The sequence below is a fragment of the Cytobacillus gottheilii genome, assembly GCF_018582665.1.
GTDB classification, from domain to species: Bacteria; Bacillota; Bacilli; order Bacillales; family Cytobacillaceae; genus Cytobacillus; species Cytobacillus gottheilii.
The window spans coordinates 4,421,047-4,435,013 of sequence record NZ_CP071709.1; the positions used below are offsets into that span (position 1 = coordinate 4,421,047).

Annotated in this window: 11 protein-coding genes; 6 read left to right on the top strand and 5 right to left on the bottom strand. The window is 38.8% G+C overall.

The annotated features are described in order from the left end of the window. The first annotated feature begins 365 nt into the window (after positions 1–365). The 4 genes from ahpC (at position 366) to J1899_RS21755 (ending at position 4,547) form a co-directional block, all read left to right on the top strand. Entirely contained in the window at positions 366–929 is a 564-nt protein-coding gene (ahpC, locus tag J1899_RS21740) for an alkyl hydroperoxide reductase subunit C (protein WP_151575744.1), read from the top strand. A gap of 13 nt (positions 930–942) precedes the next feature. Beyond that, positions 943–2,472: an alkyl hydroperoxide reductase subunit F gene (gene ahpF, locus J1899_RS21745; RefSeq protein ID WP_214476690.1), complete on the top strand. Its 1,530-nt coding sequence runs from the start codon at positions 943–945 to the stop codon at positions 2,470–2,472. Between the two features lie 206 nt (positions 2,473–2,678). Next, the gene (locus tag J1899_RS21750) at positions 2,679–3,245 is read left to right on the top strand and encodes a permease (RefSeq protein WP_214476692.1); all 567 of its coding nucleotides are present in this window, start codon (positions 2,679–2,681) and stop codon (positions 3,243–3,245) included. A 480-nt stretch (positions 3,246–3,725) separates the two neighbouring features. After that, on the top strand, positions 3,726–4,547 hold the full coding sequence (locus J1899_RS21755) for a Cof-type HAD-IIB family hydrolase (RefSeq protein WP_214476694.1): 822 nt from the start codon (positions 3,726–3,728) through the stop codon (positions 4,545–4,547). 45 nt (positions 4,548–4,592) lie between these two features. On the opposite strand, the gene yeiL is transcribed toward J1899_RS21755, so the two are convergent. Beyond that, a complete protein-coding gene (yeiL, locus tag J1899_RS21760; RefSeq protein ID WP_214476696.1) occupies positions 4,593–5,258 on the bottom strand; it encodes a transcriptional regulator YeiL in 666 nt (221 codons plus the stop codon). 81 nt (positions 5,259–5,339) lie between these two features. Between yeiL and J1899_RS21765 the strand changes: the two genes are divergently transcribed. After that, positions 5,340–6,527 (top strand): MFS transporter, encoded by a 1,188-nt coding sequence (locus J1899_RS21765; RefSeq protein ID WP_214476698.1) that lies wholly within the window; start codon positions 5,340–5,342, stop codon positions 6,525–6,527. Between the two features lie 178 nt (positions 6,528–6,705). Then, positions 6,706–8,124 (top strand): PAS domain-containing sensor histidine kinase, encoded by a 1,419-nt coding sequence (locus J1899_RS21770; protein ID WP_214476700.1) that lies wholly within the window; start codon positions 6,706–6,708, stop codon positions 8,122–8,124. 138 nt (positions 8,125–8,262) lie between these two features. Here J1899_RS21770 and J1899_RS21775 read toward each other — a convergent pair whose 3' ends face one another. The 4 genes from J1899_RS21775 to J1899_RS21790 all read right to left on the bottom strand — a co-directional run bounded on the left by J1899_RS21775 (position 8,263) and on the right by J1899_RS21790 (position 13,843). Further along, positions 8,263–8,850, bottom strand: coding sequence for a hypothetical protein (locus J1899_RS21775; protein WP_066442034.1), 588 nt, complete (start codon positions 8,848–8,850; stop codon positions 8,263–8,265). A gap of 88 nt (positions 8,851–8,938) precedes the next feature. Then, positions 8,939–10,330, bottom strand: coding sequence for a vWA domain-containing protein (locus J1899_RS21780; protein ID WP_214476701.1), 1,392 nt, complete (start codon positions 10,328–10,330; stop codon positions 8,939–8,941). Between the two features lie 255 nt (positions 10,331–10,585). After that, positions 10,586–11,863, bottom strand: coding sequence for a glycosyltransferase family 2 protein (locus J1899_RS21785; protein ID WP_214476704.1), 1,278 nt, complete (start codon positions 11,861–11,863; stop codon positions 10,586–10,588). A gap of 765 nt (positions 11,864–12,628) precedes the next feature. Then, entirely contained in the window at positions 12,629–13,843 is a 1,215-nt protein-coding gene (locus tag J1899_RS21790; RefSeq protein ID WP_214476706.1) for a TerD family protein, read from the bottom strand. Between the last annotated feature and the right edge of the window lie 124 nt (positions 13,844–13,967).

The following is a 13,967-nucleotide window of genomic DNA, read 5'->3' on the forward strand; positions in this document are numbered from 1 at the left end:
TAAGCATCCTGGTGCACAGTCCTATTTATTGCTGCTTAATTTTTCTTCAACTCATTACTCTTTTCATTAAAGCCTTTCCTGTAACCTTATGAATTCTAATGTATAGAACAAAAATGATTAGATTATACTAATCGGCGTGGTATGTTTCCCAGACAACCTCACTGTACATGCATGAAAAAATCATCTATTACCCAGCTTTTAGTTTCCGTATCTTTGTTACAACTTTATTAATATAAATGAAAACCACCTCAAATCTGTTGACAAAGAGAATCAGTCCTATATAATAATAATTACAAATTAGTATCTATTATAGGAATTAACTTTTCTATAATATCTACATACTAAATCTTAGGAGGAATTTTATTATGCCATTAATCGGTAAACAAGTTGAACCATTTACATTACAAGCTTACAAAAACGGTGATTTCATCGAAGTAACAGAAGAAAATTTTAAAGGCAACTGGAGCGTTCTTTGCTTCTACCCTGCAGATTTCACTTTCGTTTGCCCAACTGAGCTTGAAGATCTTCAAAACCAATACCCTGCACTTCAAGAACTAGGAGTTGAAGTATTCTCTGCATCTAGAGATTCTCACTTCACACACAAAGCTTGGCACGATACTTCTGAAGCAATCGGCAAAATCACTTACACAATGATCGGTGACCCAGCTCACGTTCTTTCTCGTCAATTTGATGTTTTAGTTGAAGAATTAGGACAAGCTGACCGCGGTACTTTCATCATTGATCCTGACGGCGTAATCCAAGCTGTTGAAATTAATGCTGATGGCATTGGCCGTGACGCTAGCACTATCGTGAACAAAATTAAAGCAGCACAATATGTTCGCAACAATCCAGGCGAAGTTTGCCCAGCTAAATGGCAAGAAGGCAGCGAAACACTTAAGCCAAGCCTTGACCTTGTTGGTAAAATCTAAGGAGGCTTAAACAATGGCACTGGATGCAGAAATCAAGTCACAATTAAATCAATATCTTCAGCTTTTAGAAAATGACATTCTGCTTAAAGTCAGTGCAGGTACAGATGACGTTTCAAAGGAAATGCTAGCTCTTGTTGATGAGCTAGCTTCCATGTCATCTAAAATCACTGTCGAAAGAGCAGAATTATATAGAACACCCAGCTTTAGCATAAACCGTGCTGGCGAGGAAACTGGCGTAACGTTTGCTGGGATTCCTTTAGGACACGAGTTTACTTCTTTAGTATTAGCATTGCTTCAGGTCAGCGGCCGCGCTCCAAAGGTAGAGCAAAGCGTCATTGACCAAATCAAAAAAATTGATGGCAAGTATAACTTTGAAACATATGTTAGCTTAACATGCCACAATTGCCCTGATGTTGTACAGGCACTAAATATCATGAGCGTACTTAATCCAAATATTACGCACACAATGATTGATGGAGCTGCTTTTAAAGAAGAAGTTGAAAGCAAAAACGTTATGGCAGTACCAGCTGTCTTCTTAAATGGAGAGTTCTGGAATGGCGGACGTATTTCACTGCAGGAAATCTTAGCGAAATTAGGCGAAGGCTTAAGTGCTGATGACTTTGCAGATAAAGACCCATATGATGTTTTAGTTGTCGGCGGCGGACCAGCTGGTTCAAGTGCTGCTATTTATTCTGCTCGTAAAGGAATCCGTACAGGTATCGTTGCGGAACGCTTTGGCGGACAAATTCTTGACACTTTAAGCATCGAAAACTTCATCAGCGTAAAAGCAACAGAAGGTCCAAAACTTGCACAAGCGCTTGAAGAGCATGTAAAAGAGTATGATATTGATGTCATGGACTTACAGCGTGCAAAGCGTCTTGAAAAGAAAGACCTGTTTGAACTTGAACTTGAAAACGGAGCTGTTCTTAAGAGTAAGACCGTGATCATTTCAACTGGTGCCCGCTGGCGCAATATTAATGTTCCTGGTGAACAAGAGCTTAAAAACAAAGGTGTAGCATACTGCCCACACTGTGATGGACCATTATTTGCCGGTAAAGACGTAGCCGTAATCGGCGGCGGTAACTCTGGTATTGAAGCAGCTATTGATCTGGCTGGGATTGTGAAACATGTCACAGTTCTTGAGTTCGCATCTGAATTAAAAGCAGACAGCGTACTTCAAGAGCGCTTGAATAGCCTGCCAAACGTGACAGTTGTCACTAACGCTGCAACGAAAGAGATTACTGGTACTGATAATGTGACTGGCATTACGTACACAGACCGTGAAACAAACGAAGAACACCATGTTGAACTTCAAGGTGTATTTGTCCAAATCGGTCTTGTGCCAAACACTGAATGGCTTGAAGGCACTGTTGAGCGCAACCGCATCGGTGAAATCATCGTTGACAAGCGCGGAACAACAACAATCCCTGGCGTATTTGCTGCGGGAGATTGCACAGACAGCGCTTATAACCAAATTATTATTTCAATGGGATCAGGTGCAACTGCTGCATTAGGTGCCTTTGATTATATGATTCGAAATTAATTTGAAACCCGCTCTACTATTTAAGTAAAGCGGGTTTTTTATTTGTCTTCACTGCTCTTTTGTGAATGCTATATATATGAATTATGCTTGTGAAATATCACTATTTTAAAAATTTACAAAACTTCATATTCATTTAAAACACTTGCTACAGTGAACAGCTAAACTGAAATTACATGAATTGTACATTTCTTAAGGAGGCTGTCACCATGTTTGCAGGTCATTTTGGTGTTGCCGCTGCCGTTAAAAGCAAAACACCTGAACTGCCGCTTTGGTCTTTGTTAGTTGGCACACAATTGCTTGATCTTGTATATATTCCTTTTGAATTAGCCGGATTAGAATCTATTGAGCCAATAGGCGATGGAGGCTACTCCAACATAATGGTATATGCTTTTTACACACACTCATTTATCGGCGCACTGTTCATCTCGATCATAGCAGCCTTTCTAGCCAAGATCTTTTGGGGTAAAAAATCAGGATTTATTATGGGGAGTGTTGTCTTCAGTCACTGGATACTCGATTTAATCGTCCACCGTCCGGATTTACCGATCCTCCCCGGAAATGCAGGTAATTTCCCGCTGATGGGATTTGGAGTTTGGGAATCAGTCACAGCCACTCTCCTGCTGGAATTTCTCTTACTTGCAGCTGGTGCCATTCTTTACTTCAGATACACACTTAAATCCGCAGGTCCGGAACGCAGAGGGAAAGCGATCGCAGCTGGATGTGTGATGACTGTGTTTCTCTTTGCCTCTTTAGGCTTTGATGCATTTGCTTAAGTGAATCCTGCCGATTGATCAAATCGAGAAGGCACAAGTAGCAGCTAGAGGCTGGGACATAAGTATTTAACACTCTCATAGAACCGTATGGTTAGGAAGTCATCTTTCTAATCATTCGGTTTTTTTATGATTATAATATATATTTTATTAACATGAGTGAAATGGAGCGGAGGACACTCGACTCCTGTGGGCAATAGAGGAAAGGGTGAGACCCCGCAGGAGCTTGCTCCGAGGGCTCAGCTTCCTCCCCACGGAAAGCAAGGGTCTGCAGCGCAATGGAACGGACTTGTTTAAACACCTAACCAACTTATTGAATGTTCGTATTTTAGAAAGGTTAATTTCGTTTTGTCCTAGCCTTTTTTCAATCTTATTTTGTATTTAAAGCACTCTTTTCCAGTTGCTTCTACATCATATATTTTTCAGTCTAACTATGTAATAATAATAGGTATCGACCTTATAATGCAGAAAGGAGATTTAACGATGAAATGTATCTCAATCGATTTAGACGGCACTTTGTTAAATTCTCAGCATGAAATCACCGAAACAAGTCTTAAAACATTACAAGAACTTAAAAATCAAGGACATTGTGTCATTTTAAATACCGGCCGCGCTATTGCAGATGTCATCAAAGTACCAGGCATTGCAAGCTTAGAACTGCCTACATTCTGTATTAATGGCTCCACCTTATATTCAAGCACAGGTGAATTGCTATATGAAGCAACCATCCCTATTAAAACATATCAGGAAATCTTCACTGTCCTGAAAAAGCTAGGTGTAGGCATCCTTGTTTATACAAATACCGGCGGACACCCGTCCACATTGCCTCCATTACATGGAAAAAGCGTGGATGAACTGACGACTCTTTTTCAGGAATACGATTATGATAAACTTCTAGAGCAAGAGGATGTTAAAATTTATAAAATGATTGCGCTTGTTTATAATGGGCAATTAGAAAAAATAGAAGAAATGAAGGCAGCGTTAGGACCCCATTTCGATGTTTCAATGGCATCTTCTTTTCCCAATAACTTAGAAATCACCTCTGGTGAAGCTCATAAAGGAAAGGCACTCTTTCGATATCAAAATTTAATGAATATCGAATTTGAAGAGATTATCGCCATTGGAGATGGCGGAAATGATCTTGCACAATTTGAAGTAGCAACCACTTCAATCGCCATGGGGAACGCTCCGCTTGCCATTCAAAACGCGGCAGACATTATTACAAAAACGAATGATGAAGATGGATTTTCCTATGCAATGGAACAGCTTAAATTGCTATCTGCAACTGATCCAATCATCGCTTAACTTGAAGGGACATAGGATTAACCTATGTCCCTAAGTTTATCTCTGCTATCCATTTCTCAATGCCCCTGCCAATTCATGTAATGACTGAGGTTGTATAATCCTGTAGTTCCTCCCTTCTTTTTGCAAAAACTGCTTCTCACTGAACTGTGTCAGCACGTGTAAGAGGTGGCGATAGGATACGCCAAGATAATCACAAACGGTTACGTGCTTCTCCTTATAGAGTCCTTCATCTGCTGTCTGCAGGATAAAATCAGCCAACCTATTTTCCAGCGGAAAAGCAAGACTTTGAGAATACTTTGCGGCCATAAAAGTGGCTTTTAAACTTAAAAACTTGGTTAATTCACGCAGGAATTTATTATCATCCAGCAGTTGATTCCGGTAGCGATGATAGGGTATGGCAAAGCAGATCGTTTTTGTCGTTGCCTGAATTCCTTTTGTGTAATACACATCATTTAATAATTCCATTTCCCCAATATATTCGTCTTCATTAATAAAATTGATCAGCGACACTTTCCCATTTTGATGTGTGACATAGATTTTGGCTTTTCCTTCGAGAACATAAAATAAATAATGGGGCCTCATCCCCTCTTGAATGATCCATTCATCACGCCCATACTCATGTACTTCCATTTCAACGTGAAAAGAAAATAAATGAGCGATACTATAATTGTCTACATAAAACTGCTTCTTCTGATTTTTATAAACTTCCATCTTTCACCTCAAAAATATGAGATATCTCATATTAATCAACTTTCTTTCCATGATATCATGCATTCAGTTAGGAGGTTCATAATGAATACACAACGCTGGATGAGTACACAATTTTTTAGTTTCTTTTTGACTTGGGGAATTTTTCTCCCTTATTGGTCAGGATGGATGATTTATACAAAGGGAATTTCGGTCTCGGAAGCAAGCTTAATTATGAGCTGCGGTTTAGTTGCCAGAGGCCTGTCTACATTGTTTGCATTTCCATACTTATTAGAAAAAGTAAGCAGTAAAGCCCTATTACAAATATCTGGGATTGGCACCCTGGTGTCCATTCTATGCTATATTCCTGTTGATTCTTTTACTGGTTTATTGATTGTTACAATTGTTCTTCATTTATTCTATCCCACATTAATGCCAGCATTAGATAGTGCAGCCAGTGTTTTAGTTCAAAATAAACAGCTTCAGCATTATGGACGAAGCCGACAATGGGGATCAATTGGCTTTGTTTCTATTGGTATTGTTTTAACCATTTTTACAGGCATGATGGGAGATGAAGTCATCCTCTGGGCACTTTTACTTGGGATGATTGGCTTTGTAGCCCTCAGCTTTATGAATGCACCTCGTATTCTTTCAGAAAAGCCGAAAACAAATCCAAAACAAAAAATTAGCCTTGCTCAGTTATTCCGCATTAAAAACTTTGGCTTAGTACTGATTATTGTGATTCTGCTTCAGGCAGCACATGCCACATACTATAATTATGGCTATGTTTTTCTGCAGGATATTCATGCACCTGTCTATCTGATTGGTCTGATCATTAATATTGCGGTTATAGCTGAGATTCTATTCTTTGCTACTGCCGATAAAGCGTTCAGGAAATTTTCAGTCGGATCCTTGCTATTGCTATCTGCGCTTGGTTCCACGGTTCGCTGGATTCTGGTCTTCATTTTTCCAAACGTAATTGTATTTAGTATCGCACAAACCTTGCATGCATTCTCTTTTGCAATGGGACATTATGCTTTTATGAAATACTTAATTGGTCATATTCCACATGCACAAATTCCAAAGGCACAAGGCATCTATTCCGCACTTGCGCTTAGCTGGAGCACTTCTGTTTTCACGATTATCGGCGGCTATTTATATGAAGTGCAGCCGCAGTATGCCTTCCTCGGGATGATTCTCTGCAGTGTGCCAGCAATGATCATTGCTGCTGTGTATCAAAAGCTGGAGAATAAAGAGAAAGGTAATAGTCTTACCCAGCCGAAACAAGCATAAGAAGATGTCGAGAAGAACTCTATTGATCTTCTGGACATATATAAGATCTGATGAGCTAATCATATTCAATGCGGTTAGCTCATTATTATTTAGATGATAGAAGGACTTTCCTAGTTTTACTAGAATTTTATTAATATAAAAAATATTAAAATAGTGAATTAGTGAGGTTTTTCTATTTATGAATCTGGTTGAAATAGATGCACTTGAGATATTAGATCGCATTACAGATGGTTTTTTTGCATTAGATATGAACTGGAACTTCACTTATGTGAATGAAAATGCAACTCGCCTTTTATTCCGCAGCCGTGATAATCTGGTTGGCAAGAATATATGGGTTGAATTTCCGGAAGCCGTAGACTTACTTTTTTATAAGCAATATCATAAAGCTGTTAATGAGCAGGTATTTGTAAATTTTGAAGCCTACTTTCCACCTCTTAATGCATGGTTTAGTGTTCGCGCGTATCCATCTGACAATGGGCTCTCCGTTTATTTTCAGGATATAACGGCAGAGAAAAAGAAAGCATCAAAGAATGAGCAGCATTATAAATCACTATTCGAGCATAATCCCAATGCTGTATTTTCTTTTGATTTAAATGGTAATTACCTTAGTGTAAACACTGCGATGGTAAAGATGCTGGGATACAGTGAACAAGAGCTGCTGCATAAGACCTTTTTGCCTCTTGTTGCCCGGGAAGATGTGGACAAAACCTTGGAATACTACAAAAGAGCTGCTAGCGGTACCACTCAAAACTATGAAGTTAAGTGTTTACATAAGAATGGTGATATAGTCTATCTAAGTGTAACAAATATGCCCATTATCGTTGATCAGGAGGTAATTGGCGTCTACGGGATTGCCAAAAATATCACAGAGCGAAAGCTTACAGAACAAAAACTTCTAAAATCAGAAAAACTTTCAGCAGTAGGACAGCTCTCTGCATCAATTGCGCATGAAATTCGCAATCCGCTAACTGCGCTAAAGGGCTTTTTACAATTAATGAAAGCATCAGAAGGAAGTATTAAAGACAGTTATTTAGAGGTAATGTCGAGTGAAATGGAAAGGATTGAACTGATTACCGGAGAATTACTACTGCTGGCAAAACCACAGGCCCATCAGTTTAAACTTGAGAATATAGAAGAAATTATTCAAAATGTAACGACACTGTTAGGGTCACAAGCATTAATACACAATGTTGAGATAAAGGTAGTAAATGATAAGGAAATTCCTCCAGTACACTGTATTGCAAATCAATTAAAGCAAGTATTTATTAATCTAATTAAAAATGCACTGGAATCAATGCAAAGCGGCGGCGAGGTTTTAATCAATATGAAAGTAAATGATGAGCAAACCTTATTTATTTCCATTGCTGATGAGGGAGATGGCATTCCAGAAGAGATACTCCGAAATATTGGTCTCCCTTTTTATACAACGAAACAAAAGGGCACCGGGTTAGGAATGATGACCAGTCTTAAAATTATTGAAGCACATAATGGAACGATGGATATAACAAGCACAGTCGGAAAAGGAACAGTTGTAAGCATTTCCCTGCCGCTTGTTTCATGTGAGCAAGTTATTGAATTGGCGGAATGTATGAATTAAGGCTCTTTATTAAACAATGAGACTGGGACAGCGCTCGGAGACAAAAAACATATTATGCTGTTTGCTCCATTGCGCCAGGACACTCATTTCCCCGGGGAGCAGGCACGTCTACTCAGCAAACCTGCTGGATCTCCTTCTTTACTCCTGATACTCCCTAACACTAACTGCATACCGGCTATTGGGAAGATAATCAATCTCAAGCTGTCTTCCTGATAAGTTTTCATGATAATAGGTCCTTGAGATATCAAGAGAATAAACGTCTAAGATCAGTTCATTGAATTCCAACTCCATGAGGTATTCTCTTCCATAGTCTGGGTCGTCAAATTCTGTTCCAGTTGGAATCATTACTAGTGTTTCAAACTGCTTGTTTTCATAGGCCGCTTTATCTTTATAAAGAAGGGCAGATGTTTCCATAAAAGAATAAGCGCCTGACGCTGTAAAACCTGCAACTAACAGACAGACAATCCTCCCAAACCAACTGCCTTTAATGCCAACGAAAAGGGCAATAAACATTATACTAAAGCAAAGAAACAAGCTTGCTACACTATATGCACCCAACATTTCAGACACTATAAAATGTTCATCTATTAGCTCAGATACTCCCCATAAAATGAGTGTGAGAAGAAAGAAACAAGTACTGATGATCGCAATTCCACCAGCAATCGTTTCTCTTTTATCACTGCCTGAAGTACGTTTTTTTGCTTTCTTTTTTAGCTGTGTGCCCATAAGCGATTTCCCTCTCCCTCAACCTATCTTATCGAGAAGACGGCCTGGCTGCTATTAATGCGACCAGACCTAATCTTCATAGATCATCTTACTGCCATTGTTTACGCCATTCCTCAACCTTTGTGGTTATTTCTTCATGTGCTTGTTCTCTCTCTGCTTCTTTGGTTTCTTTCAACTCTGAAAAGTGCTCTTTCCTTGAATCATATAAAGAATCTGCTAATTCATTAACTTCATCCTTTACTTCAACAGAAATGAGTTCTTCATTACTTAAGAAGCGAATAGCATCTTTAATTCGATTCATTTCTGATTCGGAGGCAAAATAGAGTGGATTATAAGTGTCATTCATTCGTTCCATTGCCTCAACTGTTTCATTTAATGTCACACCTTGTGTCCACCAGATTTGCCCTAGAGTAGGCTCCCATTTCTTCGTCATTTCAATTTCAAGCTCAGCCGGATTATCTACAGTGACATATTCTCCTCCGCCAGAATCTGCAACCTGCTTTAGCTGCTGCTGGCCTTCGTTATCTACATTAAATCCAATAATATTGACCTTTGCTTTAATATTTTGATTCTGAAGCTCTTTTGCTGCTGCAACAGGATCTCCATTACATGTCTCTACTCCATCACTTACAATATAAACTTGGTTATAATATTCTTCTGATGGGTAAGCCTGTAAAATTTCTCCGGCTTTTTGAATCGCTCCAGCTAATGGAGTCCAGCCGCTTGCCTCAAATGAACGAAGCGAATTTGTGAAATTTTCCTTTTGGTATGCTGCTAACGGGTATACCGTTTCTACAGCTGCACATGATTTTGCCTGATCGGAATTAGCTTCTGTTCCGACATGTCCGTATGATATCAGCGAAACATTTGCTTCCTCAGGAATTTGCTCTACAAAACCCTCAATTGCTGCTTTTGCCAAATCCATTTTCGTCTTGCCTTCTAAAGCTTCTTTCATACTGCCGCTCGCATCTAATAATACTAATGCATTTACCTTCTTTTGCTTCGTTGTCACCTCATCCTCACCATCCGGCAATTCAGGCATCCTAAATCCGTGATCATACGAAGCTAATTCCTCATAATATTTTTTATAATTTCCTGAACCAAGTGTATGTACAAGGTAATCATAAACCTCTTCACTGCTTAGGCTTTTATTCTCTGTAAAATAAGTTTTAAGTTCTTCCTCGACAATTGGCTTGAATGTTTCTTGAATAAAATCAAGATATTGCTGCCGATCCCAGCTCTGCAGAGTTTCCAGCTCTGGATCCATATGTTCCTCTACCAATGTGCCAGCTTTTTGTTCTACCATTTCTTCCACTGTTCTTGCGGCAGCAGGAATTTTTTCTTCCTCAGATTCCTCCGCGGCAGGTGCAGCAGCAGATTTTGTATCCTCATTTTGTGCTTGTTCGTTCGCACATGCTGTCATAACCGCTAATGATAAAATGAATAAAACAAATATGCCACTTCTTTTTATCAAACCCATCTTTTATCCTCCTCTAGAAAATTCTACTAGTTTATGTACGATTTAGGAAAGATATGGTTTCTGAGGCTTTTGGGGGAATATAACATTATTAAGATAGGTATTTTCTACCGAAGTGGTGATTTTTCAGAATTAGTTTCTCAATTACAAAAAAAAACCGAACAATTAGACAGATGAAAAGTATCTGCTACTTGTTCGGGCATATTAGCCGCTTTTTACTTCCATCCGCCTAAAATGCATTCATACGCTGCGGACATGCTAGCGCAGGTCATCTATCGATTTAACAACAGTGTGCTGAATTGGCTTCCATTCAATCTTCTTAAATAATGCTACTAAGGATATTGGCAGGTAGGTGAACATAAAGAGCGGGAATGTGAACATATAGAAGATTTTCTTCCAGTTGGAACAGCGTATTTTATTCCACTCCATAGTTGTTGTAATGAATCCAAAGGAGAATAGAAATACATAGATTGACAGGATCCCGCCAGCTCCTCTGAACACATATTCATTGAATAGTCCTTCTCCTTCTAATAAGGCAAGAAGCAGGACAACTATATTCCCGGCAAGACTAAGAACGGAAACAATAATGATGGGCGCAAGCGTCATCATCATATCGAAACAGGAAACTCTGTTGCCTTTCCCGCGAATGATTCCATTCATCAGATCCTTGCCATACCTCATGAATACTTGGTAAAACCCTTTTGCCCAGCGAAGCCTCTGCTTCCAGGACTCACTGAAGATCGATGGCTGCTCATCATAGAAAACAGCTTTCCCGCAGTAGCCGATCTTTTCTCCTTTGATAATCTGTGCGACAGTAAACTCGATATCTTCGGTTAAAAGATGGTGGACCCAGCCGCCATTTTCTTTGATCACATCTGAATGGATTAAAAAACCTGTTCCGGAAACAGCACAGCTTGTCTTCAGATACATCCTTGGGCGATTTAGGAATTCTGCTTCATATAAAAACCAAAGTGCGTACCCAGATGTAATCCAATTTTCATCATAATTCTTTGAATTCCGGTAACTAGTTGTGACTCGGTATCCCTGATTAAAGGTTTTATTCATTTCTTGGATATAATTCTCATCTAGAAGATTGTCAGCATCGAAAACAAAATACCCATCATAGCTTTTAGAAGAGTAATCCCTTTTAATAATGTTCAGCAGATGATTGAGTGCATAGCCCTTCCCAACCACTTCTTTATTAAAGCGTTCCGTTACGATGGCCCCTGCTTGTCTGGCAATCTTAGCTGTTTGATCTGTACAATTATCGGCACATACATAAATATCATACAATTCTTTCGGGTAATTCTGATTTTTAATGCTTTGAATCAGTTGTCCAATGACAAGTTCTTCATTTCGAGCCGGTATTAGAAATGCATATTTATTGAGCGGGACTTCTTTCTCTTCTTGAGAATGATCCCTTCTTGCTTTAAACGCAACAAATATGTAGAAAACTTTATATAAAAATAACAGTGTAAACACGATTCCCAAAAAGAAAATAAACTGACTTACAATTTCTAATAGATCTTTGACCATGGTCCACCCCGCATTTTTGAATATGTGCCTGTTAGTCATGTTTTTTACTATTTCATTTCTACATCTAATTTTTATCTAAAACGGGCATATACATCCCCACTATTTATAAAGAGTTAAATAAAAACGAATAAAATGATGCAGACTATAAGACCATAGACCATCTCCTTTTTCTGAACTTGGATTGGATATTAAAAGCCAAAAAAAAAGAGTGTAATCTTAATTGCAGAGTTAAAACAAAGAACCTTTAAACCATTTTATTAGTCATTCTGAGATCTTGAATAAAATATTCACTTTACAATGTAACAAACCTGTCCCCTCTTAAAAAAGGCAGTTCCTGTAAAGGTTTTGTTAATAATTGTTAATTATGTTACTTCTTTATGAAACAAGCATAATTAAATAGAGACGGCATAATTAATGAATTACTCACAATTTCGAAAAAGAGGCCCGGACAAAATGAAATTAATCATTCTAATACCATATTCAACATCTTATTTTAGGTATTTAAACTAGTCCGTTCCACCTGCGCTGCGAACCCTCGCTTTCCGTGGGGAGGAAGCTGAGCCTCCTCGTAGCGCGCTCCTGCGGGGTCTCACCCTTTCCTCTATTGCCCACAGGAGTCGAGAGTCCTCCGCTCCATTTCACTCATGTTAATAAAATAAAAAACCGAATAATTAGAAAGATGACCTTCCTAACCACTCGGTTCTTTGTATGTCAAATACTTATGACCCAACTTCTTTTTATACCTATTTTATCCAAGCTGCTTACCTACTTGTAATCATTTACTGGACCTTGGTCCATAAGTACCTCTACTAAATTTAATGGGCCCATTTGTAGTCTTGGCCGGTTCTCTGAATTCGGTTTACTATAATACTCCAGCGGACTGATCATGATGCCATCATCTGTATTGTGAAGTATTCCAGGAACACACGTATAGATCCGATCATTGTTATTCGCATTTTTGGAAGATATCGTAACGGAAGTTCCTTTATGATTATCGATACTCATAGACACCTTATATCGATAAAATGAACCCGTTCCATTTGACTGTGCAGAGTAAACAACAGGAACAACGGCGAGAATATCATTTGTCAGTCTTAATTTAATGATCTCTGTCTTCGTTGAACCGCTGTTTCTCCCAACATCGCCCATATGTTCAACAGCTCCATTGCCATAGCGGCTAAGAGGCGGTGTGCCTTGTGCTCCAAACATGGCTACATCTATTTGTCTCCCATTCTTTGTATAAACTAAAGCATAAATATCATAATCTGTACCTGTCTTCCAAGAAACTGTCGCGGTGATTTCCGGTGTCTTTTCAATAATCACGGGTTTTTGGCCTTTATCAAGACTGATATTGCCTGTTACCTTTTCCAGGCTGATCGAAGAAAAAGCACTTTTACTGCTCTTGCTCTGCGGTTCTGATGGTGATATTTTAGGCTTAGAAGGGATCATTTCCTCCTCCTCTTCAACTTCTACGCCGAAGTTTTCACATAAACCTTCAAGACCAGAATTAAACCCCCGCCATACTGATTTTGCCTTTGTCTGGCCATTTCTTACATATATTTCGAGTACGACAATACCATTTTCCGTTGTAAAACTAGATGGAATCAATTGAATCACTTCTTGATCGGTACGGATCTCTGCCTTTAAGTTTTTTACATTTGAAAAACCTGTATGATGATCCTCTGTCAATGTAATGGCTATTTTCACAATGCCAGCGGGAACTTTACTCATGTCAAAGTCCATTTTATGTACTTTTGTTTGTCCAGCAATCATAGCTGGTATAAACGTCGCAGCACCAGAAGGAGCTTTTGGCTGATTATAAAAAATAATGCCGCTGTCTCCCTGTACCTTGTCAGTACCTGTTAAAAGAAAAGCCGTCAACGAAACATCAATGGTATTTGAAACGTCATGGCTGACTGTTACAGTTCCTTTTGGAGAGGTTAATGCTGTATTTGCTCCCATTTGCAGTGGTGGATTCATTTATAAAACTCCTTCCTGGTACGTAAATAGATATGTAAATTTCTAATAGATTGTACTCAATTATATCACCAGATCCTCCAATTCTATTAATTTTCCAGCTATTATCCAAAAGAATTTCTTGTAT